The organism is uncultured Corynebacterium sp., assembly GCF_937999985.1.
Taxonomy (GTDB): Bacteria; Actinomycetota; Actinomycetes; order Mycobacteriales; family Mycobacteriaceae; genus Corynebacterium.
Window position 1 is genome coordinate 1 of sequence record NZ_CALLDG010000088.1, and the last position, 26,700, is coordinate 26,700.

Annotated in this window: 19 protein-coding genes and 1 pseudogene; 14 read left to right on the plus strand and 6 right to left on the minus strand. The window is 64.5% G+C overall.

Going from position 1 to position 26,700, the window contains the following annotated elements; all coding sequences use genetic code 11:
- Nucleotides 1-218 precede the first annotated feature (218 nt).
- The 5 genes from guaB to Q0331_RS04140 all read left to right on the plus strand — a co-directional run bounded on the left by guaB (nucleotide 219) and on the right by Q0331_RS04140 (nucleotide 5,892).
- Nucleotides 219-1,754: an IMP dehydrogenase gene (gene guaB, locus Q0331_RS04120; RefSeq protein ID WP_049049852.1), complete on the plus strand. Its 1,536-nt coding sequence runs from the start codon at nucleotides 219-221 to the stop codon at nucleotides 1,752-1,754.
- 27 nt (nucleotides 1,755-1,781) lie between these two features.
- On the plus strand, nucleotides 1,782-2,945 hold the full coding sequence (locus tag Q0331_RS04125; RefSeq protein ID WP_298075122.1) for a GuaB3 family IMP dehydrogenase-related protein: 1,164 nt from the start codon (nucleotides 1,782-1,784) through the stop codon (nucleotides 2,943-2,945).
- A gap of 42 nt (nucleotides 2,946-2,987) precedes the next feature.
- Nucleotides 2,988-3,419 carry a hypothetical protein gene (locus Q0331_RS04130; protein ID WP_298075124.1) on the plus strand — a complete coding sequence of 144 codons (432 nt, stop codon included), beginning with the start codon at nucleotides 2,988-2,990 and terminating at the stop codon, nucleotides 3,417-3,419.
- A 49-nt stretch (nucleotides 3,420-3,468) separates the two neighbouring features.
- On the plus strand, nucleotides 3,469-5,058 hold the full coding sequence (guaA, locus tag Q0331_RS04135) for a glutamine-hydrolyzing GMP synthase (protein WP_298075126.1): 1,590 nt from the start codon (nucleotides 3,469-3,471) through the stop codon (nucleotides 5,056-5,058).
- A gap of 135 nt (nucleotides 5,059-5,193) precedes the next feature.
- Entirely contained in the window at nucleotides 5,194-5,892 is a 699-nt protein-coding gene (locus tag Q0331_RS04140) for a hypothetical protein (protein ID WP_298075128.1), read from the plus strand.
- Nucleotides 5,893-5,980: 88 nt separating this feature from the next.
- Here the strand turns inward: Q0331_RS04140 and Q0331_RS04145 are convergent, their stop codons facing one another.
- Nucleotides 5,981-6,403 (minus strand): hypothetical protein, encoded by a 423-nt coding sequence (locus tag Q0331_RS04145; RefSeq protein ID WP_298075130.1) that lies wholly within the window; start codon nucleotides 6,401-6,403, stop codon nucleotides 5,981-5,983.
- Nucleotides 6,404-6,610: 207 nt separating this feature from the next.
- On the opposite strand from Q0331_RS04145, the gene Q0331_RS04150 reads away from it, so the two are divergent.
- From Q0331_RS04150 to Q0331_RS04160, 3 genes are read left to right on the plus strand one after another with little or no spacing between them, the layout of a single operon-like run.
- Nucleotides 6,611-7,522 carry a hypothetical protein gene (locus tag Q0331_RS04150; RefSeq protein ID WP_298075132.1) on the plus strand — a complete coding sequence of 304 codons (912 nt, stop codon included), beginning with the start codon at nucleotides 6,611-6,613 and terminating at the stop codon, nucleotides 7,520-7,522.
- Nucleotides 7,506-9,308: a DNA polymerase Y family protein gene (locus Q0331_RS04155; protein ID WP_298075134.1), complete on the plus strand. Its 1,803-nt coding sequence runs from the start codon at nucleotides 7,506-7,508 to the stop codon at nucleotides 9,306-9,308. The genes Q0331_RS04150 and Q0331_RS04155 overlap by 17 nt, the downstream gene beginning before the upstream one ends.
- Before the next feature lie 36 nt (nucleotides 9,309-9,344).
- Nucleotides 9,345-10,388 (plus strand): sucrase ferredoxin, encoded by a 1,044-nt coding sequence (locus Q0331_RS04160; RefSeq protein ID WP_298075136.1) that lies wholly within the window; start codon nucleotides 9,345-9,347, stop codon nucleotides 10,386-10,388.
- 77 nt (nucleotides 10,389-10,465) lie between these two features.
- Here Q0331_RS04160 and Q0331_RS04165 read toward each other — a convergent pair whose 3' ends face one another.
- The 3 genes from Q0331_RS04165 to Q0331_RS04175 are packed head-to-tail and all read right to left on the minus strand — an operon-like array spanning nucleotide 10,466 to nucleotide 13,151.
- The gene (locus tag Q0331_RS04165; RefSeq protein ID WP_005291775.1) at nucleotides 10,466-11,146 is read right to left on the minus strand and encodes a methionine ABC transporter permease; all 681 of its coding nucleotides are present in this window, start codon (nucleotides 11,144-11,146) and stop codon (nucleotides 10,466-10,468) included.
- Nucleotides 11,143-12,246, minus strand: a complete 1,104-nt coding sequence (locus tag Q0331_RS04170) for a methionine ABC transporter ATP-binding protein (protein ID WP_298075139.1) — start codon at nucleotides 12,244-12,246, stop codon at nucleotides 11,143-11,145. Before Q0331_RS04170 ends, Q0331_RS04165 begins: the two co-directional genes overlap by 4 nt.
- 44 nt (nucleotides 12,247-12,290) lie before the next feature.
- A complete protein-coding gene (locus tag Q0331_RS04175; RefSeq protein ID WP_298075155.1) occupies nucleotides 12,291-13,151 on the minus strand; it encodes a MetQ/NlpA family ABC transporter substrate-binding protein in 861 nt (286 codons plus the stop codon).
- Between the two features lie 160 nt (nucleotides 13,152-13,311).
- Here Q0331_RS04175 and Q0331_RS04180 point away from each other — a divergent pair, with 160 nt between their 5' ends.
- Both Q0331_RS04180 and Q0331_RS04185 read left to right on the plus strand, forming a co-directional pair.
- Nucleotides 13,312-16,773 carry an error-prone DNA polymerase gene (locus Q0331_RS04180; protein WP_298075141.1) on the plus strand — a complete coding sequence of 1,154 codons (3,462 nt, stop codon included), beginning with the start codon at nucleotides 13,312-13,314 and terminating at the stop codon, nucleotides 16,771-16,773.
- Nucleotides 16,774-16,869: 96 nt separating this feature from the next.
- The gene (locus tag Q0331_RS04185) at nucleotides 16,870-18,294 is read left to right on the plus strand and encodes a PHB depolymerase family esterase (protein WP_298075143.1); all 1,425 of its coding nucleotides are present in this window, start codon (nucleotides 16,870-16,872) and stop codon (nucleotides 18,292-18,294) included.
- 49 nt (nucleotides 18,295-18,343) lie between these two features.
- Here the strand turns inward: Q0331_RS04185 and Q0331_RS04190 are convergent, their stop codons facing one another.
- A complete protein-coding gene (locus Q0331_RS04190; RefSeq protein ID WP_298075145.1) occupies nucleotides 18,344-19,552 on the minus strand; it encodes a DUF4272 domain-containing protein in 1,209 nt (402 codons plus the stop codon).
- A 123-nt stretch (nucleotides 19,553-19,675) separates the two neighbouring features.
- Between Q0331_RS04190 and Q0331_RS04195 the strand changes: the two genes are divergently transcribed.
- Nucleotides 19,676-21,469, plus strand: coding sequence for an alpha/beta fold hydrolase (locus tag Q0331_RS04195; protein ID WP_298075146.1), 1,794 nt, complete (start codon nucleotides 19,676-19,678; stop codon nucleotides 21,467-21,469).
- A gap of 155 nt (nucleotides 21,470-21,624) precedes the next feature.
- Entirely contained in the window at nucleotides 21,625-22,902 is a 1,278-nt protein-coding gene (locus Q0331_RS04200) for an alpha-hydroxy-acid oxidizing protein (protein ID WP_011274073.1), read from the plus strand.
- Between the two features lie 10 nt (nucleotides 22,903-22,912).
- On the opposite strand, the gene Q0331_RS04205 is transcribed toward Q0331_RS04200, so the two are convergent.
- Entirely contained in the window at nucleotides 22,913-24,196 is a 1,284-nt protein-coding gene (locus Q0331_RS04205; protein WP_298075150.1) for a trans-acting enoyl reductase family protein, read from the minus strand.
- 30 nt (nucleotides 24,197-24,226) lie between these two features.
- Here Q0331_RS04205 and Q0331_RS04210 point away from each other — a divergent pair, with 30 nt between their 5' ends.
- Complete coding sequence (locus Q0331_RS04210) at nucleotides 24,227-24,742, plus strand: tRNA (cytidine(34)-2'-O)-methyltransferase (protein WP_298075152.1); 516 nt, start codon at nucleotides 24,227-24,229, stop codon at nucleotides 24,740-24,742.
- Between the two features lie 237 nt (nucleotides 24,743-24,979).
- Nucleotides 24,980-26,700, plus strand: a pseudogene (locus Q0331_RS04215) (cell surface protein); the annotation flags it as partial.

The following is a 26,700-nucleotide window of genomic DNA, read 5'->3' on the forward strand; positions in this document are numbered from 1 at the left end:
CAAACTGGGGAATGAATCGTCTACAAACTGAGGGATGAGAACGAAGTGCGCGCCCCGCCGCCGCTACCTAACCCCGGCACACAAAAACGCGCTGCAAAGGGTTATTCTGTAGTACATCGGCGAAAAGACGGCGAGAACTCCCAGGCGCCCAAGCGCTGGTAGGGAAGCGCCGCAGAATTTTCTAGAGGAAGGTCGGGCAACCTGTGACGAACCCAGAGATGAACGCGAAGATTTACCCAGTTTCCACCGGCGGCGACGACCCCAACAAGGTTGCACTGGTTGGACTGACTTTCGATGACGTCCTGCTGCTGCCCGCCGCTTCCGAGGTGATCCCGTCCGGCGTGGACACCTCCACGAAGTTCACTCGCAACATTGACCTGAACATCCCGGTGGCCTCCGCCGCCATGGATACCGTCACCGAGGCCCGCATGGCCGTCGCCATGGCCCGCCACGGAGGCATCGGCGTGCTGCACCGCAACCTGTCCATCGAGGACCAGGCGCAGCAGGTGGAGATCGTCAAGCGCTCCGAAGCCGGCATGATCACCGACCCGGTCACCGCCTCCCCGGACATGACCATCCAGGAAGTAGATGATCTGTGCGCCCGCTACCGCATCTCCGGCCTGCCGGTTGTGGATGACGAGGGCGTGTTGGTCGGCATCCTCACTAACCGCGACATGCGCTTCGAAAGCGACTTCAGCCGCAAGGTTTCCGAGGCCATGACCCCCATGCCGCTGGTTGTCGCCCAGGAAGGCGTGTCCGCCGAAGCTGCCCTGAGCCTGCTTTCCGAGAACAAGGTGGAGAAGCTGCCGATCGTCGACGGTGCTGGCAAGCTGACCGGCCTGATCACCGTCAAGGACTTCGCCAAGCGCGAGCAGTACCCACTGGCTGCTAAGGATTCCTCCGGCCGCCTGCTGGCCGCCGCTGGTATCGGCACCGGCGAGGACGCCTGGACCCGCGCGGGCAATCTGGTGGATGCCGGTGTGGACGTGCTGATCGTCGATACCGCCCACGCCCACAACCGCGGCGTGCTGGACATGGTTTCCCGCGTGAAGAAGGAATTCGGCGACCGCGTAGATGTCGTCGGCGGTAACCTCGCCACCCGCGAGGCAGCGCAGGCCATGATCGAGGCCGGCGCGGATGCCATCAAGGTCGGCATCGGCCCGGGCTCCATCTGCACCACCCGCGTCGTCGCGGGCGTTGGCGCCCCGCAGATCACCGCCATCATGGAGGCAGCCGTCCCGGCCAAGAAGGCGGGCGTGCCGATCATCGCCGACGGAGGCATGCAGTTCTCCGGCGACATCGCCAAGGCGCTGGCGGCTGGGGCGTCCACAGTAATGCTGGGCTCCATGCTCGCAGGATCGGCCGAGACCCCCGGTGAGATCGTGACCATCAGCGGCAAGCAGTACAAGCGCTACCGTGGCATGGGCTCCATGGGCGCTATGCAGGGCCGTGGCCTGACCGGCGAGAAGCGCTCCTACTCCAAGGACCGTTACTTCCAGGCCGACGTGCAGTCCGAGGAGAAGCTGGTGCCGGAAGGCATCGAGGGCCGCGTACCGTTCCGCGGCTCCATCGGCTCGATCCTGCACCAGCAGGTCGGTGGCCTACGCGCTGCCATGGGCTACACCGGCGCGGCGACGATCCCCGAGCTGCACAACGCACGCTTCGTGCGCATTACTGGCGCGGGTCTGCGCGAATCGCACCCGCACGATGTGCAGGGCATCATGGAAGCGCCGAACTACAACCCGAACCGCTAAAGCACGCTTTTAAGGAGCAAGTCAGCCATGCAGGAATACGTTGACATCGGACGTGGGCGCGCTGCCCGCCGGGTGTACGGCCTGAACCAAATCGACATCGTGCCGTCCCGGCGCACCCGCAGCTCGCACGATGTGGATACGTCGTGGAAGATCGACGCTTATTCCTTCGACATCCCAGTGATGACGCACCCGACCGACTCGATCGTCACGCCCGAGTTCGCCATCGAGTTTGGCCAGCTCGGCGGCCTTCCGGTGATCAATGCCGAAGGCCTCTGGGGGCGCGTGGATGACCTGGATGCCGCCCTGCGCGGGGTTGTTGAAGCTGCTCGCAAGGCAGAGTCCGCGCTGTTTGATGAGGATGACGCCGCCTCGGACTCAGAGATTTTCGGCGCCAACGCGGAGCTGCAGCGCCTCCACTCCCTGGACCTGAACGTGGACTTGCTGCAGGAGCGGCTAAACCAAGTGCGGGAATCCGGCGTGCGCTTCGCCGTCCGTGTGTCCCCGCAGAATGCCCGCGAGCTCGCGCCGGCGCTGATCAAGTCCGGCATGGACCTGCTGGTGGTTCAGGGTACCCTGGTCTCCGCAGAACACGTGCACCGCGACGGCGAGCCGTTGAACCTGAAGGAGTTCATCGGCAGCCTGGACATCCCGGTGATCGCCGGTGGCGTGGTGGACTACACCACCGCCATGCACCTGATGCGCACCGGCGCGGCGGGTGTGATCATTGGCTCTGGCCACACCACCAACAACGATTCGCTGGGCATCGACGTACCGATGGCCACCGCCATCGCTGATGCGGCCGCTGCGCGCCGCGACTACCTGGACGAGACGGGCGGCCGCTACGTCCACATCATCGCCGATTCTTCGCTGCGCAATTCAGGTGACGTAGCCAAGGCCATCGCCTGTGGCGCGGATGCCGTTTCGCTGGGGTTGCCCCTGGCCACTGCTGCCTCTGCGGGCGCTCCTAACTGGTACTGGCCGTCCACGGCGGGCCACCCGAAGCTGCCGCGTGGCCTGGTGGAAGAGGTAGGCCTGGGGGGCGAGCCGCTGCCGTTGAAGGAGCTGCTGTTCGGCCCGACTGCCAATCCGGTTGGTGGAGAGAACATTATTGGCGCCCTGCGCCGCTCGATGGCTAAGTGTGGATACACGGATATTAAGAGCTTCCAGAAGGTCGATCTGGTCGTCCGCTAGTACTTGGTCGTCCGCTAATACAGAAAGACACAACTGATCTGAATGAAGATTTCCCAGTGGTGGCAGCGCACAACTGACCGGTTGCCGATGCAGCTAGCGGTGCTTTCGTGGGCGTCAATAGTAATCGGCGTGGTGGGCATCATCGTCACGATCGTGCTCTACCTCGGTTACCAGCCGCAGCACGGCGACGAAACTGTGAAGATGAATGTCGGTGCGACCGGCGTGATGGTGGGGCTGTACTTCTTCGCGTTTGCGCTGTTCGGGACGATGATTATTCAGGGGCGCACGTGGGGTGTGTCTGGGCTGGTGCTGACGCACATCACGCTGGTGCTGATCACGATTACGGTGATCCAGGCGGGTGTGTTCTGGCTGGCTATGATCCTCGGTGTGGTGGCGGTGGTGTCGCTGGGGCTGATCTTCTCCCCGCCGTCGATGGACTGGTACAAGCAGCGCTTCACGGACAGCCGCGGCTAGCGAGCGACCGGTGTGCCCCGTGGCGCGCAGGTGCGTTAGAGTTAGGGACGTGACTCAACAAGACCCAGCTGCCGCCGCTCCACGGCCCGTACTTGTCGTGGATTTCGGTGCGCAATACGCACAGCTCATTGCCCGCCGGGTGCGCGAGGTGAACCTGTACTCCGAGGTCATCCCGCACACCATGTCCGCCGACGAGGTCGCCGCGAAGAACCCTGCGGCCCTGATCCTGTCCGGTGGACCTTCTTCTGTTTATGCAGATGACGCCCCCTCGCTCCAGCCGGGACTGCTGGAGCTGGGGGTGCCGGTATTCGGCATCTGCTACGGCTTCCAAGCGATGACCAAGGCCATGGGTGGCACCGTGGCGAAGACCGGCCTGCGCGAGTACGGCCGCACCGAGCTGCAGATCCAGCCGGAGGCCGGCGTGCTGCACGAGGGTATGGGAGATAGCGAGCAGGTGTGGATGAGCCACGGCGACTCCGTCTCTGAGGCGCCGGAGGGCTTCACCGTGACCGCCCGCACTGAAGGTGCGCCGGTGGCCGCCTTTGAGTGCCCGGAGAAGCGCATGGCGGGCGTGCAGTACCACCCTGAGGTGTTGCACTCCCCGAAGGGCCAGGAGGTGCTGCGCCGCTTCCTGCTGGAAACCGCTGGGCTGGAGCCGACCTGGACGGCGGGCAACATTGCCGAGCAGCTGATCGAGCAGGTGCGCGAGCAGATCGGCGACGAAGGGCGCGCTATCTGCGGCCTGTCCGGTGGCGTGGATTCCGCCGTGGCGGCCGCGCTGGTGCAGCGCGCGATTGGCGACCGCCTGACCTGTGTGTTCGTCGACCACGGTCTGCTGCGCGCCGGTGAGCGCGAGCAGGTGGAGAAGGACTTTGTGGCCGCCACCGGTGCGAAGCTGGTGACGGTGGACGAGCGCGAGGCGTTCCTGCAGAAGCTGGCCGGCGTGACCGAGCCCGAGGCTAAGCGCAAGGCCATCGGCGCGGAGTTTATCCGCTCCTTCGAGCGCGCCGTTGCGGGCGTGCTGGCCGATGCCCCGGAGGGATCCAGCGTGGACTTCCTGGTACAGGGCACGCTGTACCCGGACGTCGTGGAATCCGGTGGTGGCACCGGCACCGCGAACATCAAGAGCCACCACAACGTCGGCGGCCTGCCGGACGACGTGGAGTTCAAACTGGTGGAGCCGCTGCGCCTGCTGTTCAAGGACGAGGTGCGCGCGGTTGGTCGCGAGCTGGGCCTGCCGGAGGAAATCGTGGCACGCCAGCCGTTCCCTGGTCCGGGCCTGGGCATCCGCATCATCGGTGAGGTGACGGAGGAGCGCCTGGAGACTCTTCGTGCTGCCGACGCTATCGCTCGCGCTGAGCTCACTGCCGCTGGCCTGGACGACGTGATCTGGCAGTGCCCAGTGGTTCTGCTGGCGGACGTGCGTTCCGTGGGTGTGCAGGGCGATGGCCGTACCTACGGCCACCCGATTGTGTTGCGCCCGGTATCTAGTGAGGACGCGATGACGGCCGACTGGACCCGCATTCCTTTCGACGTGTTGGAGAAGATTTCCACCCGTATTACCAACGAGGTGGAGGAAGTAAACCGCGTGGTGCTGGACGTAACCAGCAAGCCGCCGGGAACCATCGAGTGGGAGTAAGAGCGGTTTTGCTCCGGACTTAGAGGTTTTTCAGAGGAAACTTCCGAAATACTGATTTTGTATCGCTAACTAGGTTATGCTTTAGCGCAAAGTCGTTTGCAGACCTCTGCAAAGTTGATCGAAAGGTATTCCTCTATGGCTTCTAAGTTTGTTCGTAGCGCAACCGCTATTGCCGCAGCATCTGCACTGGCTTTCGGTGGCGTAAGTGTTGCATCCGCTGCTCCGGCTGGCTCCCTGGGTGGCCTGACTGGTTCCCTGGGTGGCAAGAAGGATCTGGACGTCCCGCAGGGTGACAAGATCAAGCTGGGTAACGTCGGTGGCCCGGCCTGGAATGTTGACGTGTATAAGCAGGTTCACGGCGCAACCACCGTTGCTCCGGGCGCTACCGTGAAGACCCGTGTTGAGATTCAGGGTGTGAAGGGTGATACCCGCATCGACGAGGTCCTTGAGTGGATGCCGAAGGGCTTCAAGCTGGCCAAGGTTGAGCGCATCAAGGGCGGTCTGATCGGCGACTCTGTCCACGAGCTGGGTCAGTCTGAGTATGCAGTGAAGCAGACCGATGATCGGACCGAGGTTCGCGTTTCTTGGACGGAGGGTCTGCTGATTAAGAAGAAGCCCACCGTTAATACCGCTACTCCGCTGCTGCTGGACTTCACCTGGAAGGCTCCGGAGAAGGAGGGTACCTACAAGAACGGTGCAGGTGTGAAGGTCGGCGCTGTTGTGAACAACAACAAGGTCTTCGACAACGGTGCCCCGATTGTGGTGAAGAAGGGTGCGGCCCCGGCCGGCTCCGGTGCTTCCGGCAGCCTGTCTGGTAGTCTCTCGGGCTCCTAATAAAGGCTGAAATAGGTTTTCGGCCCGCACTCCCCGGCGTTTTTGGGGAGTGCGGGCCGTTTTGCTTGCGCGCGGTGCTCTTTGAGCGCTACTTCTTCTTGGTTTCGTCGATCGGCTTGATGTGCGCGGTGCCGTCGATGTGCGGGTAGATAAACCAGGTGTACGCGCTGGCGATGACCCACGCGATGGCCATGAGTACCCACGAGCGCGTATTTAGCAGGGGGAGTGCCATCAGTGCGATCCATAGCGGGAACAGTGGTGCGACCTGCGCTGCGCTGGTGCGATAGCGTTCGCCACGCTTTTCCACCTCTGCACGCACTTGCCGGCGGTATGGGTGGCTAAACGTCAGGAGTAGCGCCGCGCCGACGCTGAGGATCAGCACGATAACTTGAAAGCCGGGCGCGAGCGGCGCGGCCATAATGCCCACTGCCAGACCGAAGAGTACCGAGGCGGCGGCACGCACGGGCGTGGGTGGGGCGATGACGGGCTCGTTGCGGTTTGTTGGGCTCATGGTTGCCCATTTTAGGTGACGCCACCTTTTCCGCCCCTTTCAACCTGCGTCTTTATCGCCGCGCTTGACGCTACTGCGCGGGGAGGGATATATTCGACCCTATCGAGTTAGAACACGTGTTCTAATACGTGTTGTGTGCGGGGTATCCCTGTACGAGGGCGCTGATAGAACATGCGGTGTCGGAAAAAGGGAAGGGAGGTGGCAACCATGGCGCAGTCTGCAGGGGAATCTGCGGCGCAGGCGACGATTGCCAGCTTGCGGCGCAAGATGCAGCAGATCGAATCCGGGGGAGCTCCGATGGCCAGCGTCTCGAGTGCGACGGTGCTGGAATCGGCACCGGCGGGGAAGGGGGCGTTACAAAGAAAAGAAGCACAAAGCAAAGAACTGCGCAGAGAAAACAGCGTGCGCGTCGCGCCGGTCCCGGCGTGGCTGGCCGAGCACCTGCCGGGTGGCGGGGTGGTGCGTGGGCAGGCGACGCAATTTTCGGATTGTCCGGCAGTACTGGTGGATATGCTGGCGCACCTGACGGCGCAGGGGATGTGCGTGGCGGTGGTCGATTATCCGCGGCTAGCGATCGCGGCGGTGGCGGCTGCCGGTGGCAACGTGGAACGGCTGGTGCTGGTGCCGGATTCCACCCCGCACACGGCGGCGGTGCTGGGCACGCTGGTGGAAGGGATGGATGTGGTGCTGTTTGCGGCGGGCGGACAGTTAGGCAAGCAGGGCGGGCAGAGCGGACAGGGGGGACGGAGTAGTGGTGGTTCCGTAACTCCGACTTTCGCGCGACCTGTGGAGGCGCGGCTGCGGAAGAGCGAGTGCGCTTTGCTGGTGTGTGGGAAGGCGTGGCCGCAGGCCAGGATGCACGTGGAGCTACAGGTATGCGGTGTGCTGGGGCTGAGGCGCGGGAGTGGGCGCATCCGCGCCGTGGAGGTCGCGGGGCGCGTGTGGGGTAAGGCTCAGCCGCCGAGTGCGGTGCGGGCGACTATTGGTGCAGAGGATGTGATTGGTGCAGAGAGCGTAGCGGGCACAGCGGGCACAGTGGGCACAGCGGGCACAGCGGGCACAGCGGGCACAGTGGGCACAGCGGGTACAGAGGATACGGCACATGCGTACTCCGGATAGCGCGGTGCGGGTGGCGCCTGCAACCCACAACAGGCGGGTGGCAGTGCTATGGTTCCCGGATTGGCCGGTGTACGTCCAGGCACAGTCGCGCGGGTGGGACGTGCTGGCGCCCGCCGCGGTGATTGCCGATTATCGGGTGCTGGCCTGCAATGCGGCCGCACGCGCCCAGGGAATCCGGATCGGAATGAAACAGCGGCACGCGCTGGCGGCGTACCCGCAGCTGAACGTCGCGGCGGACGATTCCACCCGGCAGGCCTCCGTGCACGAGGACGTATTGGCCGCGCTGCAGGACGTCAGCGCAGTCGTGGAGACCCTACGTCCCGGACTACTTGCCTTCCCGGTGGACGCGCTAGCTAGGTACTACGGCGACGAGGCCAGTGCGGTAGAGAAGCTGCTGGATGCCGCCGCCCGCATACACGCTGACTGTATGGCCGGCGTGGCCGATGACCTGGTCTCGGCGGTCTGGGCAGCCCGGCTGGGCAAGAGCATCCCCGTGGGCGGCAGTGCGGAGTTCATCGCGGGGTTGCCGATCAGTGTGCTGAGCATCGAACCGGAGCTGCGCGCCCCGGCACACCTCAGCGCCACACTGCAGCAGCTGGGGCTACGCACGATGCGCGACTTTGCCGAACTGCCACGCGCGGACGTGGCCGCGCGCTTCGGACAGGAGGCCGTGGAGTGGCACCGCATCGCCAGCGGGCACATCGACCGGGATGTAGCACCCCGACGGCACCGAGAAGACCTAGAGTTGCGCTACGAAGCCGACGAACCCATCGCACGTACTGAAACCGCCGCATTCATTGCCCGACACGTGGCCACTGCGCTGCACAACAAGCTCTTTGCTGCCGGCGAGGCATGCTTGCGACTAGCCGTGCGGGCCTACCTGGAACCCCCGGTGGGATACACCGGGCCGACTGTTATCGAGAGACTGTGGCGCTGCCGCGAACCGCTCTCGGAGCAGGACACCGCCCAGCGGGTGCGCTGGCAGCTCGACGGCTGGCTCACCCGGCTGCGTGCCGGGGCGGGGACGATTAGGGGAGAGGGTGCGCACAGCGACGGGCAGGGCGGAGTCGATGGAGAGACCGGCGTGGTCGACGTGTCCGACTGGGCGGACAATACCGTCGGGGTGACATGCATCGAACTCGTGCCCGTGGAGACCGTTCCTGCGGGCAGCCTGGCCGCGCCATTGTGGGGCGGGCCAGATGAAGGCATCCGCGCCGCCCGCGCCGCCGCCGGGCGGGCGCAAGCACTGATCGGCATGAACCGCGTGCTCCGTCCCATCCACCGCGGAGGCCGTGCCGTAGCCCGCCGTATCGCCACCGTGCCCTACGGGGAGGACGACCCGGAGGAGGTGACCGCCCTGCCGACCCGCCAATGGGAAGGGCAGCTGTTGCCCCCTCTACCAGGGCTGATCGGCTCGCCAACCAGTGATGATGGCGCCCCCGGTGCCAGCGAACGCAATCCCAGCGCTGCGCACCCCGCAGCGCGGCTGGCGCTGCTGGACCGCCAGGGTGATGCCGTGTACGTCACCGGCCGCGGGCTGATGAGCTCCCCGCCGGATACCCTGCGCTGGGGCGCCCGGCGGCTCCGCATCACCGGATGGGCCGGCCCCTGGCCGGTCGACGAGCACTGGTGGGCCGAGGGGAAGCGCTACGCCCGGCTGCAGGTCGCAGCCCGCGAGGAAACCCATAGTGACCCCCACAGCGGCCTCTACGAAGGCGCCCCTAGAGACCACGCATTCCTGCTGGTGTGCAAAGGGAAGCAGTGGCGGATCGAAGCGACTTACTAGCCCGAAATTAGCCTCCAACTTGGTACTGTTGAAGGCATGCCTACAAATAGAAACGCGCAGGCCGGGCAGCCCGAAACTGGGCAGTCCACCACTACTCAGGTCTCCGGCGGGATCTACGCGGACATGTGCTCCCAGCAGACCGATGAGGCTCTTCCCGGCACCGCCAAGCCGGGCAAGATCATCCTCGCCCTCGAGTTCGTCACCAACTGGGGCCACGACATCCTCGACGGCACCGCGCTAGGGGAGGAACTCACCGAAAAGGTTGAGAAGTTCCTCAAGGACAACGGCGCCCAGCTGCAGTTCATCCGCCGCCCCGGCCGCGAAGGCCAGCAGCGCGCAGCCAGCGCCACCCGGCAGCTCTACATCAGCTGGGCCGAAGGCTACGGCGACGACCCCACACCCATCCTCGAAAGCCTGCAAGTCTCTGGCCCCGAAGCGCTTCTGGACCTCGACCTTAGCGCCCCCGGCGCCGCCGGCGGACAGCGCATCGACGACCCGCTGCTGCTGGTGTGCACCCACGGCAAGCGCGACAAGTGCTGCGCGGTATTCGGCCGCCCGGTAGCCGACGAGCTCACCGCCAAGTACGGCCAGATGGTCTGGGAATCCTCCCACACCAAGGGGCACCGCTTCGCCCCCTCCATGATCCTGCTGCCCCACAACTACTCCTACGGCCAGCTCGGCACCGCCGGCGCCAGCAGCATGCTGGAACGTGCCAAGCAGGGCGAGCTGTGGCTGGAGGGCTGCCGTGGCCGCGGAGTCTGGGACCCAGTCGGCCAGGCCGCGGAGCTGGCCGCGGCGGAGAAGCTGGCCAGCGAAGGCCGCCCCGTCAAGCTCGCCAGCATGCGCGTGACCAAGCCGGAAGCGGCCGGAGGCACAGACGGCGCCACCGAGGTGCGCGTCGTAACCATCCGACCAGAAGCGGACACGGAAGCGGGGCCAGAAGCGGGCACAGATGCGCCCCCAGAAGCTGGCGCAGAACAAGAAATCACGGTTCGCCTGAGCGCGCACCCAGGGGGAACCTCCGTTCCCTCCTGCGGCAAGGGGCCCAAACAGACCGTGACGTGGGTCGCGGAATTCTAAACGCACGACGAAACCCCGGGCTAATTCATTGAACTGAACTAGCCCGGGGTTTCGTGCTCACTAGTAGCGCGTGCTGACTAGCGGCGCATGATCTTCTTCGACAGCCAGTTTCCGCCCAGCTGCGCGATCTGCACGATCACGATGATCACTGCGACGGTTGTCCACGTAACGGCGTCATTAAACGAACGGTAACCGTAGACAATCGCGAAGTCACCCAGACCACCTGCACCGATGTAACCGGCCATGGCGGACATATCCACGATGGCGATGAACATGAAGGTGAAGCCCAGGATCAGCGGCCCCAGTGCCTCGGGGATGATCACCGTGAAGATGATCTTCAGCGGCGAGGCACCCATCGCCTTGGCGGCCTCGATCACGCCCGGGTCGATCGCAACCAGGTTCTGCTCGAAGATACGGGCAGCGCCGAAGGTAGCGGCGACAACCATGCCGACGATGGCTGCTTCCGTACCGATACGACTCTGCACCACCAGGTCCGTCAGCGGGCCGATTGCCGTCAGCAAGATGATGAACGGGATCGGGCGGATGAAGTTCACCAGGAAGTTCGTGATCCAGTAGACCACCCGGTTCTGCAGAATGCCGCCCTTGCGGGTGGTGTACAGCAGCAGGCCGATGATCAGGCCCAGTACCGAGGAGATCAGCAGCGTGATCGAGACCATGTACAGCGTCTCGAAAATCGCCTTCTGGAACGTATCGCCGTAGCGGTCCCAATCCATTTGCGCGAGGGTCATCGTGTTCATCGGATCTCCTCAATCTCGGTGGAATCCTGCATGTGGCCGTGGAATTCCTCGATCGCCTTCTCGCCGTCGGCATTGTGGGCCGTCAGGCGCAGGGTCAGGCGGCCGAAACTGTGGTTCTGGAGGGTGGTGACGCCACCGTGGACGATGTTTACCGTCACCCCTGCAGCGGACAGCTTCGAGATGGCATCGAAAAACCCGATTCCCTCGGCCATGGTCACAGTGAAGAGTCGGCCGTTTTCGGACTGCAGTGCTTCCGCCTCGACCATGTCGGGGGTGTTGCGCAGCGAGGTGGCTACGAAGTTGGCGGCAGTCTTCGTCTGCGGGTTGGAAAATACCTCGTAGACGCTGCCCTGCTCCACGATGCGGCCGTTTTCCATCACGATCACGGAGTCGGCGATGGAACGCACAACCTCCATTTCGTGGGTGATCACCACGATGGTGATGCCGAGCTCGCGGTTCACCTTACGCAGCAGCTCCAGCACGTCGCGGGTGGTGGAGGGGTCCAGCGCACTGGTGGCCTCGTCGGCCAGCAGCAGGCTGGGGTTGGTGGCCAGCGCGCGGGCGATGCCGACGCGCTGCTTCTGGCCACCGGACAGCTGCTCCGGGTAGGCCTTGCCCTTGTCGGACAGGCCGACGAACTCCAGCAGTTCCTTGACGCGCTCTTCCCGCTGCTGCTTGGGCATGCCCTGCAGGCGCAGTGGGTAGGCGACGTTGCCTGCCACGTTGCGGGAGGAGAACAGGTTGAACTGCTGGAAGATCATGCCGATGTCGCTGCGCAGCTTGCGCATCTGCGATTCCGGCAGGGGAACGATGTCCTGGCCGTCCAGCAGGATCTGTCCGCTGGTGGGGCGGTCCAGGCCGTTGATCTGCCGGACTAGGGTGGACTTGCCGGCGCCGGAGTAGCCGATGATGCCAACGATGGAGCCCGCCGCGATCTGCGTGTTGATGTCCTGCAGGGCGTGAATTTCCTTCTTGCCCTGCTTGAAGACCTTCGTCACGTCGCGGAAGACGATCTCCGTGCCGGTACTGCCGGTACTGCCGGCAGCGCCGGTGTTGCCGGCGCTGGGCTGGTCGACGCTTGGTTGTGCGTCTGTCGCCATAGGGAACCTCTTTTGAGAGTTGGGGTTAGTAGTGCCGGTTGGGCCTACTTCTTGATCTGGTCCTCGGTGTCCTTCAGAACCTTAGCCAGCTCCTCCGGGCCCATCTGAACCTGGACGGAGGTGCCCTTGGACTGCTCGTTCAGTGCATCCTGAACGTCCTTGGAGTGCCAGACCTCAACGAGCTTCTTCAGATCCTCGTCGTCCTTCTTCTCCTCGGTGGTGACGAAGGCGTTGATGAACGGCTTGGCGGCTTCTGCCTTCGGGTCATCCTCGACGATGGCGGACTTCGGGTCGATGTTGCCGCGCTCCAGGAAGGAGTTGTTGATGACGGCCGGGGTGCCGTCCTTGTAGGCGGTCACGGTCTGGGCGGCGTCCACCGGGGTGACCTTGACCTTGGACTTGCCCTCGTCGATGTCAGCCGGGGTGGGGGACAGGATCTTGTCGTCCTTCAGCTTCACCAGACCAGCGGATGCCAGCACGTGCAGGGCACGGCCCTGGTTGGTCGGGTCGTTCGGGATGGCAACCTCGCCGGCTTCCTCGATGTCCTTGACCTCGCTGTGGTCCTGGTAGTACACGCCCAGCGGGATGATCTCGGTGGCGCCGATCGGCACCAGGTTGGAGTCGTTGTTGACGTTGTAGTCAGCCAGGAACATCAGGTGCTGGAAGTTGTTGACGTCGATCTCGCCGTCGGCCAGCGCGCGGTTCGGCAGGCTGTAGTCGCCGAACGGAACCAGCTCAACGTTCAGGCCTTCTTCCTTGGCCTTTTCCTCAAACACCTGCCACTGCTTCTGGCCCTGGTCGGTGGTGCCGACCTTGATCGTGTCGTCGTCACCGCCGCAGGCGGTCAAGCTGAAGGCCATAACTGCTGCAGCTACACCGGCTGCTACTTTACGGCGAAGGGACATGGGATCCTCCTGGATAGTCATGGGGCCCGGTGCTCTGTTGAATGTCCGGGCTGAACTGTGCGATTAAAGTAGCACTCTAAACCAGAATGAACAACTTAGTCTAGTCTTAGTTTCCACTAGTTTTAAGAGGGTTTGCTCCCGTTGGCAGTTAATAGAATATATGTTCTATAATCGCTCTGTGTCTGTTGAACCCCGCGATCCCGCTGGCGAGCCGAACCCTGCACCTCGCCGCACGCTACGCAAGCCGCAATCCAGGAGCTTTTCCCAGGGGAGGCCGCTGAGCTGGGCGCAACTCGAAAGCGTGCTATCCGGCAGGGGGCCGGGGCTGCGGAACCTCCGCGCTGTCGGAGTGGGGGAAGGCCAGCAGCGCACCACGTCTCTCGACCCTGCGGAGGCGGGTGGCACTGGGGCCGAGGGGGCGTCACAAAAAGAAGCAACAACCCCCTTCGCGGAGCTTCACGCCTGCAGCGCCTACAACTTCCTGCGTGGCGCGAGCCAGCCCGAACAAATGGTTACGGCGGCCCGTGAACTGGGGCTAAGCGCGCTTGCATGCCTGGACCGCGACGGCTTCTACGGGGCGGCGCGCTTCGCTACGGCGGTGGCGGAGAGTAACGCGGACCTCGCCACGGTATTCGGCGCGGAGCTGAGCCTCGACGTGCCGCTCACGGTGCTGTGCAAGGGGCGCGAAGGCTACACGCGGCTCAGCCGAGTTATTTCGGACGCCCGCATGGCCGATCCGGACAAAGATTCCGTCCGGTACCCCAGCCTGCCCCGGCTGGCGGAGTCGGCGGGCGGCCACTGGCTAGTACTGCTGGATTGGCGCTGGGCGGACGCGCAGCTCGTGGACATCTTTGGCGCGGAGAACGTCGTAGTGGAGCTGCAGCACACGATGAACCCCGCCGATGCCGACCGCAACGAGCGCCTTCACGCCCTGGCGGTGCGCCACGGCCTACGCGAGGTCGTCAGCAGCGCCCCGACGTGCGCCACCCCTAAGTACTCCCGGCTGGCCGGGGCGAAGGCCGCACTGCACGAGCGGAAAGATATGGCGGCCGCGGAGCCGACCACCCACCCGGTCGGCGGCTCGTGGCTGCGCTCGGGCGAGGAGATGCTGCAGCTCGCGGGCGATTGCGAGTGGCTGGCGCGCGCCGTGGAGACCTCCGTGCAGGTTGCCGAAGAATGCGCCTTCACGCTGGACCTTGTCGCGCCGAACCTGCCACACTTCCCCGTGCCGGAGGGGTACACGGAAATGACCTGGTTGCGCGCCATTACCGAACGCGGCGGGGCGCAGCGCTACGGCCCGCGCGGTTCCTCCGCCGCCGCCAACCAGGCCTGGGCCATTATCGACCGCGAGCTGGAAACCATCGAGCAGCTGGGGTTTCCCGGCTACTTCCTGATCGTCCACGACATCGTCTCCTTCTGCCACGAGAACAACATCTTTTGCCAGGGGCGAGGATCCGCGGCGAACTCCGCGGTGTGCTTTGCGCTGGGGATCACGACGGTGGACGCTGTGGCCTCCGGCCTGCTCTTCGAGCGCTTTCTCTCCCCGGAGCGCGACGGGCCACCAGACATCGACCTCGACATCGAATCCGGGCGGCGCGAGGAGGCTATTCAGTACGTGTACTCCCGCTATGGCCGCGAAAACGCCGCACAGGTGGCGAACGTGATCACCTACCGCCGCCGCGGTGCCACCCGCGATGCCGGGCGTGCGCTCGGCTACGCGCTGGGCCAGATCGACGCCTGGACTCGCCACCCGGAACAGACCCCCGACGCAGTGCAGCGTTTAGCCGAGCAGATGCTGGACCACCCCCGCCACCTGGGTATTCACTCCGGTGGCATGGTGATCTGCGACCGCCCGATCGCACAGGTCGTGCCGACGGAATGGGCGCGGATGGAAGGCCGTTCGGTGGTGCAATGGGACAAGGACGATTGCGCGGCCGTGGGGCTGGTGAAGTTCGACCTGCTGGGGCTGGGCATGCTGGAGGCGCTACACCACGCGGTGGACCAGGTGCGCGTCCACCGGGGCCGGGAGGTCGAGCTGTGGCGGCTGGACCCCACGGAGCCGGAGGTCTACGCGATGCTCTCCCGCGCGGACGCGGTGGGGGTGTTCCAGGTGGAGTCCCGCGCGCAGATGTCCACCCTGCCGCGCCTGAAGCCGCGCACCTTCTACGACCTGGTAGTGGAGGTCGCGCTGATCCGCCCCGGCCCCATCCAGGGCGGCTCCGTGCACCCCTATATTCGCCGCCGTAATGGCCTGGAGCCCGTGACCTTCGACCACCCGTGCCTGGAGCCCGCCCTGACGAAGACCCTGGGCATCCCGCTGTTCCAGGAGCAGCTGATGCAGATGGCCGTGGATGCCGCGGGCTTTAGCGGCGCCGAGGCCGATACCCTGCGCCGGGCGATGGGGTCGAAGCGTTCGCCGCAGAAGATGGAGCGGCTGAAGAAGCGCTTCTACCAGGGGCTGGAGGCGAAGAACGGAATCCGCGGTGCGGTGGCCGATCGGTTGTGGGACAAGATCGTGGCCTTCGCCAGCTACGGCTTCCCGGAATCACACTCGCAGTCTTTCGCCTCCCTGGTCTACTACTCCGCGTGGTTTAAGTACCACTATCCGGCGGAGTTCTGCGTGGCTCTGCTGCGTGCCCAGCCGATGGGGTTCTACTCGCCGCAGTCCCTGCTGGCCGACGCGCGTCGCCACGGCGTGGAGGTCCTTCCCGTGGACGTGAACGCTTCGGACGTGCAGGTGGATACGGTTGTTTCCTTAATGACGCCCCCACGCACCAACCGGCCCACGGGAGTTCACGGGCTAGGCCGGGGGACCGGCGAGCCGGTGGGGCAGATCCGGCTTGGGCTCAGCGGGGCGGGCGGGGTGAAGGGGATCTCCGCCGAAGTGGCGGAGCGCATCGTGGAGGCGCGCGAGCGGATCGGCCGCTTCACCAGCGTGGAAGACCTATCCCGCGAGGCCGGGCTGACCGTGGCCCACGTGGAGAAGCTGGCGCGAGCGGGAGCTTTGGGGAGCCTCGGGCTAACCCGCCGTCAGGCCGTGTGGGCTGCCGGGGTGGCGGCGACCGAGCGGCCGGGAATGCTGCCGGGGACGTCCGGCGTGCATGCGCCGGCGTTGCCTGGGATGAGTGCTTTTGAGATGGTGGCGTCCGAACTAGCGACCACGGGTGTGACGACGGCCGAGCATCCGGTGCGTCTGCTGCGCGAATACCTGAACGAGTGGCATCTGCGCCCTGCCCCGCGCGGTGCGTGCTCCGGTGATGCCGCCCCGCGTGGCGGTGCGGCAGTGGTGACGGCCGATAGCCTGCTGCGCGTCCCCGATGGCACGCGGGTGCGAGTCGCGGGCGTGGTGACTCACAGGCAGCGCCCCGCTACCGCAGGTGGGGTAGTGTTTTTCGGCTTAGAGGACGAGACTGGCCTGGCGAATATTGTGGTCTCGCAGGGGCTGTGGGCGCGGCAGCGGGCGGTTGCTCTGAACGCGAAGATCCTGGTCGTGCGGGGCATCGTCCATAACGCGGAGGGGGCGGCCACCGTGACGGCGGATCTGCTGGAGCAGGTGGAGACACAACTGCGGCCGGCGGGTGAGATCGCGGGAGCGCACGCGGGCTCGCGGGACTTCCGCTGAGATGACGCTCGAGTGACACTGGGGCGGCGCTAGGGTGACACTGAACACGAGGGCCGGTGATTGACACAGGCGGATGAGCCAAGAACAATCGTCCCCGTGACTCGTAAGCCTTTCGACCCCGATGCCCCGCGTGCGCCACGCCACGCGCGGGAAAACTCGGCTCGGAAGGAGCGCCACCACCTAGCGGTACCTCCGCAGGTCAGCGGGCAGGAGTCCGTGAGCTTCGGGGAGGATTCCTGGCGGGGGAGCCGGCGGCGTCATCAACAAAACCCCGAAAACCGCGCGAAGGGCGGGCGGCACCGAGCGGACCGCGCCAATAATCGCCGCGCGCCGGAGCGCCCCACCGGCAGCCGCCCCACGGAACAACAATTCCGCCGCAGGCGCATCGCAGCAACCGTTTTCGCGGCATTTCTTCTGCTCTGCGCAGCCGGGATGGGCGTGGCCATCCAGAAGATCACTCACGCCCCCCACGACGATCCGCAGGCACACAACACGGTGAAGGAACCGGCGGATTTCGCCCCGACGGAAGCGGTGGCCATCCCGCCCGCAGGCCCCAACGTGCAGGTTTCCCCTGCGGTGGCGCGCATCCCGCAGCACTTCCACCCGATCCGCGAAGTGCCGAAGGCGGGGCAGAACAAAACCCTCGAGCTCAAGTCCGGCAAGCGCGACCGCCGCTACATCATTAACGTCCCGCGCGGCGCGCAGCCCTATGACAAGAACCAGCAGGAGGAGGCGAAGAACCAGAAGCCCCTCCCGCTGATCTTCGCGTTCCACGGCTACCGCGAGCAGGCCAGCCAGATGGCGCGCTACACCGACCTGGCGGGCAAGAACGCGATCGTGGTGTACCCGCAGGGCATCGGCAACGCATGGGAGGGCGCCCCGTACGCGCGGGTGAAGGCCGGCGAGGACGTGCGCTTCGTCCGCGATGTGATGGATGCGGTGTCTTCCACCTACCAGGTGGATGCGAACCGGATCTACGCGACGGGCATGTCCAACGGCGGCGGCTTCGTGGGCAAGCTAGCCTGCGAGATGCCGGACGAATTCGCGGCCTTCGCGGCCGTTTCCGCGGCCTACTACTCGGGCACGTGGCGCGCCTGCGCGGAGAAGGGCGCGGACCCGAAGAGGCCGGAGGACGTCCGCTTCAAGCGCGGAGAAACCACCCCGTACCTGGACATTCACGGCCGTAAGGATCAGACGATCCACTACGGCGGCGGGGGACGGTACGAGGACGAGTACCTTGGGTCCTTCGAGTTTTCCCAGCTATATGCGAGCCGCGCGCATTGCGTGGGCGCGCCGATTGCCACCCGCGTGACGGATGCCGTGCAGCGCGTGCAATGGCCGAACTGCGGCCAACACATGGAGGTCATGCACCTGGCCATCGGCGACGCCGGCCACACCTGGATGGGCGAGCGCACGGGCGAGGCCGGTGCGGGCGCGGAGGACCGTTCGCGCGAGCGCCGCTCTAATGCGGTGACCGCGTCGGGCGAAGTCGCCGCGTTCTTTGAGTCCCATCAGCGGTGACGCCCCCACCGCCCCGTGCGGGCATTGGGGGGGCGACTTAGGGCGACCTTTAGGTAGAGAGATCTACGTCGTCGTACGCGATAACCGGATCGGTCAGCCAGGCGACGGCGCGGTGGCGCTCGACGAGGGTGGAGTGATCCTGGGGCTGGAGGGTGCCGGGACCGGTCTGGCTAGGGTTGTCGGACTGCAATTCCACGGAAACCCAGCGCAGAGAGTAGATGTGCTCCAAGACGTCGCAGATCTCCGGGAGGCTGCGCAGTGGCAGTGCGGACGCATCGCGCCCTTCCTTATCCACGGCGCGTAGTGCACTCCGCAGGGCGGGAAGATCCACGGGAGTAAAACCGAAGACGTCAATGTCGATCAGGCCGACGACCCAGGCGAGGAACTCTGCAGCGGTGTAGGCCCAGGCCAGCTGGTACGCATCGTCCTGCAGTTCCTGGCCATAGGACTGTGCTCCCTGTGCTTCCTGCGCGCCCTGTACAGCCTGCGCAGCCTCCGCGGCGTCGAGGAAGGACCGCTCAATCGGGGTGAGGTGGTCGAAAGCCCGCCGCGATCCAGAGCGCAACGCGTCGAAGTCCACGGGCTCGCCGTTCAACACTGCTACGGCAACGGTCGCCACCACGGACAAAGTCACGGCCCGGTTGAAGACCTCCTCGGCGGGGCGCAGCAGCACCTCAGCTTCGCTGCGCACCGGCGGCAGCGTCGTCGCCACCTGGAAACCCTTCCGCCATAGGTCCCCGCGCACGCGGCGCATCCGCTCTACGGAGCCCGGGTGCTGCGGTACAGAGTTCGCCTGCGCTCCGCTGGCCTGGGAACTGCCGACCAGTGCGGGGTCCAGCAGATCCGCGCCGCCTGCATTGCGCACGGTGCCGTCGGTCAGGAAGAAGACCGCGTTGGCCTCGCGCGCCCAGTCGGCGAATTCTCCCAGGTGGGAGAAGTCAAAGTCATCGTCGCGCTCGAACACATAGTGGCGCCGCACGCTGTGGATGTGCTGCATCACTGAGTGGATATAGGAATTAAAGCTACCGAAGCGCTCCTCACCCTGCGTGGCGACGTAACCCTCGAAGCCAGTCAGGTGTTCCAGCAGCTCACGAGTCTGCTGCTCCTCGGCCTCGCTAGCGCCGTTGGCTTCCGTTTTGAGAAACGGTCGGTCCGGCGAGTCGAAGCACAACTCGCGGGAGGCGATGGCGGGCTCGCCCGGTCCGCGGAAGGGCACGTCCGCGCGGACGGTGGAGTAGGCGTTCACGTAAATGCTCATGTCTTCACAGCATAGAGTTTCTCCGCCCCACCCGCACCAGTCTGTACCTAACCGGTGCCGAGCCCGTTCCATAAGGCGAAGCTGTTAGGCCAGCTGCTGGGGCTTGGCTAGAATATTGGAGTCATGCGCCATACGACCGTCCCCTCGCTAGCCCCCAACGGCACTGCCATCGCCTACATCGTCCGCGATGGCGGGTATCCCTACGCCGTCCAGGCAGCACTCACCGAGGATGGCGTGGGCAAGGAACGCCCCGTGCAGCTGCCTATCGAAGGCCCCGTCACGCGCGTGCTGCACTCCCCGGACGCACAGTGGATCGCCTGCGAGGTTTCCCCTAAGGGCTCGGAAAAGCTCGAGACCTTCACGGTATCTACGGACCCTGAGGTCGAAGGGGCGTCACCGCTAAGAAACACCTTTGACGCCCGCACGCATCTGGTCGAATGGGACCGCGACAAGCTGGCGATGGACGCAGTGGCGGCCGACGGCATGACGGAAGCGCGTCTGGTCGACCCGAATACGTCGCGCTACCAGGTGATGGACCGGCGCCTCGATGCGCTGCTCGTCGCCTCGGAGGCCGGGTATAGCCTCATGCGCGTCGGCCCGCGTGGCAACCGCGAGCTGCTGCTGGTCAATCCTCAAGGCCGTTGGATGCCCCTGCTGCCGCCGGAGCCGGGAGCCACCACGGAGGATGGCCGGATTCTGCCGATCACGGACAGCCGCCTGGTGATCCTCGTGGTCACTGACCACGGTGCGGATCGCCGTCGGCTCATGCGCCTGGTGGTAGACATCGAGGGCGAGCGCCCGGTGTGTATCGAGCGGGAGGAGCTGATCAGCAACCCCGAGGCGGACGTCGACGAGTTCGCCATCAGCGAGGATCTTTCGACTGCCGCGGTGCTGTGGAACCAGGCGGGCATTTCCAACCTGGAGCTGCTGAGCCTCGGCGATGAGCAGCGCGTGCAGGTCCGCCGCACCGTCGAGCTGCCGGGCATGGTCGCAGCGGGTCTGTCCATCACGGACGATGGCCAGCTGCTGGCGCTGACAGTCGAAGGGCCGAACCTGCCGCCGACGGTGGAGGTGCTGCGGCTGGAAGCCGGGCGTGTGGAGCCGCTGGATCCGGACCGCACCGACCGCCTGGACGAGCGCGCCCGGCAGGGCGACGTCCCGGAGCTGGTTTTTTACACGGCCCGCGACGGCCTGGAGCTTTCCGGCTGGCTGTATCTGCCGGAGAACCCCGCGCCGGGGCATCCGGTGTACGTACACCTGCACGGTGGCCCCGAGGGGCAGTCCCGGCCTGTCCACCACGACGTGCTGGCGGACATCGTAGCCGCTGGTTACACTGTGTTTACACCCAATATTCGCGGTAGTAAGGGCAACGGCCGCGCGTTCATCCACGCCGACGATCGTTACGGTCGCTTCGCCGCCATCGACGACGTTGCGGATACTGTTTCTTTTCTTTGTGACGCCGACTTGTGCACCGCAGGGCGGGTATTCCTGGGAGGCCGCAGTTACGGCGGGTTCCTAGCTGTGCTGGCGGCCGCCCGCTACCCGGACATGTTCCTAGGCGTGGTGGATGCTTGCGGCATGACGAGCTTCGAGACCTACTATGAGTCGACCGAGCCGTGGCTGGCGAGCGCGGCCTCCCCGAAGTACGGGTACCCGATGCACGATGCCGAGCTGCTGTGGGAGATTTCCCCGCTGCACAAGGCGGAGCTGATCACCACCCCGGTGCTGTTTATCCACGGGGCTAACGACTCGAACGTGCCGCTGCAGGAATCCCAGCAGCTATACGACGCGCTAGTGGAGCTGGGCCGCACCCCGCAGTTCCTGGAGGTTCCGGGGGAAGGCCACCAGTTCGTGAAGCCAAAGTCCCGGCAGCTGATCGGGGAGCGGATCCTGGAGTTCTTCGCGGAGCTGAGATAGCTGGAAAGGGGGCTGCAGCACACCCACACGGCGAGGTTCGGAGAAGCGCCCTATCGTGGAATTGTTGGCCTCCCAAACGGCGACCTACACAAAAACCACGCTAATTCGCGGAAAAGGAAGCCGCGAAGAAACTCTGTGAGGAGAGCGATTTTCCCATGGCACACCAGAAACGCCAGATCCCGAACCCCGTTGAGATTTTCGACCTGCTGAAGTTTAAAAAGCCCACCCTGGATTTCAAGGCTCGTCGTCTCCACGATGCACAGACCATCTGGGATCTGCGAGCCATCGCTAAGCGCCGCACCCCGGCCGCTGCGTTCGACTACACTGATGGCGCCGCCGACGAAGAAATCTCGATGAACCGCGCCCGCCAGGCTTTCCGCGACGTGGAGTTCCACCCGTCGATCCTGAACGACGTATCCAATGTGGACACCACCGCAGAGATTTTCGGCGGCAAGTCCTCCCTGCCGTTCGGCATCGCCCCGACTGGCTTTACCCGCCTGATGCAGACCGAAGGCGAGCTCGCGGGCGCGAGCGCCGCGGGTTCCGCGGGCATCCCGTTCTGCTTGTCCACCCTGGGCACCACCAGCATTGAGGATGTGCAGAAGGCCAACCCGAACGGCCGCAACTGGTTCCAGCTGTACGTGATGAAGGAACGCGAAATCTCCTACGGCCTGGTGGAGCGCGCGGCCAAGGCCGGCTTCGATACCCTGCTGTTCACCGTGGATACGCCCGTCGCCGGTAACCGTCTGCGCGATGCCCGCAACGGCTTTTCCATCCCCCCGGAGATCTCCCTGGGCACCGTGGTCAACGCCATTCCGCGCCCCTGGTGGTGGTGGGACTTCCTGACCACCCCGCCGCTGGAGTTCGCCTCCCTGACCAGCACCGACGGCACTGTCGGCGAGCTGCTGGACTCCGCGATGGATCCCTCCATCAAGTTCGAGGATCTAAAGACCATCCGCGAGATGTGGCCCGGCAAGCTGGTCGTCAAGGGCGTGCAGAATCTGCCGGATTCCAAGAAGCTGGCCGACCTGGGCGTCGATGGCATCATCCTGTCCAACCACGGCGGTCGCCAGCTGGACCGCGCACCGGTGCCCTTCCAGCTGCTGCCAGAGGTCGCCCGTGAGGTCGGTAACGACGTGGACGTGGCCATGGATACCGGCATCATGAATGGCGCGGACATCGTCGCTGCGATCGCCAAGGGCGCGAAGTTCACCTTGATCGGCCGCGCATACCTCTATGGCCTGATGGCCGGTGGCGAGGCCGGCGTGAACCGCGCCATCGAGATCCTGGCCAGCGAGGTTCGCCGCACCATGCGCCTGCTGCAGGTTTCCTCCCTGGATGAGCTGACCCCAGAGCACGTCACCCAGCTCAATACCCTGAACCTAAACCAGGTGAACGGCGTGCCCGAGGACGAGCAGAACCTGTTCAGCTAGGCATGTTCAACTAGTCGCTGAACTTCATGCCCGCGTCGCTGAGGCGCCGCACGTAGGGCATCCCCAGGCCGGTGGCCGGAGTGAGCACTCCGCCGCCGGTTTCGCCTTGGTAGGCGGAGCCTGTCGGCAGTTCGGCGTCACAAAGAACAAGAGTGAGCGCAGCCTCGCTAAGCATCAGGGACGTGCCCTTGTACCCCGGGTCGGCGTCCAGGCTGATGGTCTGCTGGTAGGTGGCTCCGCTGTTGCCCACGCCGAAATGCGTGGTGTGGAAGAAGCCGGCATCGCGTTCGGCCTCGGACGGCCCCTCGCCGGGCTCCGGCACCCAGCGAGAGAGGAACGTGCGCAGCTTGTCCTGGTTCAGCGCCGTCACTGCCGTGCCGAGCACTGCGCCCATGGTGAAGGCGCGCATGCGACCCTTCAGCCCCTTGCCGGTGTACTGATATTCGCTGTAGCGCAGCTTATCGCCGTATTCGTAGCCGAGCAGCGCGTTCGAGCGGCGTACCACGCGCGTGTTGGAGCCCGCCATGATGAAAGGCCCGGCCCAGACGTCCTCGCTGCCGTCGCTAGCGCTAGCACCCCCGATGCCGCTTTCGCGCACCACCCCGAAGTCCGGCTGCTTGCCCAGCTCTGGCTCTTTGGCGCGGTCGGGGGAGAGGGTGTACGGGTCGGCCAGCAGCCGCTTCTTCTCCTGGCTGCCCTTGGCGGCAGCGAATTGCTCGCGCATCGAGTCGACCGTGCCGCCGGAGAGCCCGCCCTTCATCTTCACGATCATGGTGGCGGACGTGAGGCTGTCTTTATTTTCGGACGCCCTCTGCCCCAGCAGCAGCATTCCCAGGTCACTCGGAACGGAATCGAAGCCGCAGGCGTGGACGATGCGCGCCCCGCTGGCGGTGGCGCGGTCGTGGTAGGAATCCGCGGATTCGCGCATGAAGAGCGCCTCTCCAGCGAGGTCGACGTAGTGCGTTCCGTGAGTGGCGCATTCGCGGACCAGGGGAAAGCCGTGGCGGTAGTAGGGGCCGACGGTGGAGATGACCACGCGGGTGTTGCGGACCAGCTTCTCCAGAGAGCGATTATCGCTGGAATCGGCGATGACCAGCGGGAATTCCTTGGCCCGCGGGTGCTTTGCAGCCAGCTGCTCGCGCAGGGCCTCCAGCTTGGTCTGGTTCCGGCCAGCCAGGGCGATGCGCACGTCGGCGGGAGCGTTGGCGGCCAGATAGTCGGCGGTCAGCGCGCCGACGAAACCGGTGGCACCCATCAGGGTGATGTCGAAGCTGCGGGAGGGGGAGTTGCTCATGGCTACATTTGTACCGGTTAGATTGGGGGAATGACGTCAGAAAACCAGTTTGCGGGTGTGAACCCTCCACTGCACGTAGTGTTCGACCGCCCGGAGATCCCCCCGAACACGGGCAATGCGATCCGCATGTGCGCGGGCACGGGAGCCTCGCTGCACCTGGCGGGGCCGCTGGCCTTCAAGTTTGACGACAAGCATGTGCGCCGGGCGGGGCTGGATTATCACGAGCTGGCAGACGTGCACGTCCATGAGGGGATCGATGAGGCGCTGGCTCACGTGACTGATCCGGTACGCGGGTCGGGTCGGGTGTTCGCGTTTACCGCGCAGACGGGTACGTGGTTCACGGAGGTGGACTACCGGCCGGGTGACGCGCTGCTCTTCGGCCCGGAGCCGACGGGCCTGGCCGAAGAGGTGTTGGCCGATCCGCGGGTGACGGCGAAGGTGCGCATCCCGATGCTGCCGGGGCGGCGGTCCATGAACCTATCGAACGCGGCGGCGGTGGCGGCCTATGAGGCGTGGCGCCAGTTGGGCTTCGCCGGCGGTGTGTAGCGGGGTGCCGGAAGGGGTGCCACTGCTGTCCGGTGAACTCAAGGTGAAGGTTCGAATAAGAGTAGCCTAAAACACCTTTCGGCAAGTTGAGCGGCACCTGTGAAGATTGTATTCTTGTTCGCATAGGGTGCAAGCTTGAAGGCTTAACCTTCATCTCGCCAAGAAGGAGTGGGTATCCGTTTTTAGGTAAACCTTAACAGGTGGGTCGAAGAACGGATCTAAGGCTGGAAAAGGATAATGGCTCGCGTATTAACCGGTGAAAACCTTAAGTTGGCCGAAGATCGCCAAGGGGCGGCGCTTAGTCGGGCATGTATTTGTCTTCTAACCGTTGCTGCCCTTCTGGGTGCACTCGTGACCATCGTGGGAGCTATTGGAGGAATTAATGTTCCTTCGGCGCAGGCGCAGACTCCAACGGGAAACTGTAAAGAAGAGAAACTGCTGGATACGCAGCTCTACTCACCTCTTTCGGATGCGAGGAATGACGCAGATTTAAAGGAAGTTGCAGGTCCTACAAAGAGCAACGCCAAGAAGTTCCGCATTAACATCAAGAGTGGTACGCGGGGTGTGGATCTGCCGCTGACCCGGGTAGAAATTAGCGCTACAAGGTCCTTAAATGGGGATCTAGGTGGGTTCTTTGTTACCAAGAAAGAGACCAGCAACGGGGTTGAATACAACTCGTCTACCACGCCACCGCCCGGAGGCGGTCGGATCGGCACGAACGGTAAGGCTGTGCAAACCACCGGTATTACGGTGCAAAGTCGTAATAGCGCAGGGAAGGTAAATTCCGTCTCTTTTGACCTTGAAGGTACAGGGACGGGATTCAATACTTGGCCAGGAAATACCCTACAGGTGTTGACGAATGCGCCGTCGACACAAGGTAACGATTACTCGGTCAAGGTTTATGGCATGGTCTCGGTGCCGTGTAAGTGTGAGGAGGCGACAACCCGTAAAGGTCCCCGAGAGCTCACCCAAGACGAACTCAATAAGGGCACGGCTGTTTACGTGTCGGCCACGCCGAATGGTGGACAGGCGGGAAACACGAGCACACAGCTCAACCTGCAGATCGAGGGTAGCAGTACTTTTACCCCCATCGGTAAGCCCTCCAACTGGGTGTACAACGCGCTGTCCTACAACACGAAGGATCACTGGATCTACGCCATAAGCCAGGCGAACCACAATTCGAGCCTCCAGGAATGCCACCCCGCGGGCCATCTTCTGCAGATCGATCCGGTCACGGGTGAGGTGTACGACCTCGGGCTGGTCAAGAATGCTCAGGGGGCGACCCTTTTCCACAAGGCGACCAGCGGAAGGCCAAACGACCTGGATCTAATCAACACCGGCACCTTTGACCTACGTGGATCGAACGAAGTGATGTGGGTGGGCAACACCGCAACATCCGGTACCCGACAGCTGTATAAGATTCCCCTGCCAGCGGTAGGTGCGAAGGATCCACGTGGCGAGATTGCCCGTAATCAAAACAACGCGCCTTTCCAAGCTGGAGCTGAGGATCATGTTGTCCTCCCCAGTGCCCCACAGTACCTCTGGGGTCTGGTGAGTCCCGCCCGCATGCAGCAAGACGGGGCGAACCCAAGGACACACGTCATGTTTGAGCGCATCAACATGGATACAGGAGAACGGAAGACGTGGACTATCCCCGCGGATCAGCTTCAAGACCCGTCTGGTAATACAGCGATCCCGGAGAAGGTCTGGGGTAAGGCCTGGTTGTACGGCAACGGCAACCTCGGCTTTGGTACCGGCGGAAGTACTGCCGATCAGGTGGGCATGCAGATTAAGGTTTTCGACCCAACCGGAGAGCATCCGAGCTTTCAGCTGGTCTCTCGGCTGTCGGACCTTCCTGCTTCCTACAACACCGATGCAACGAGTAACCCCGGGGTGCAGATCCCCTCGGATCTTAAGGCAAAGAAAACTACTTTGGAGCCAGGAGACCCCCGACTGAA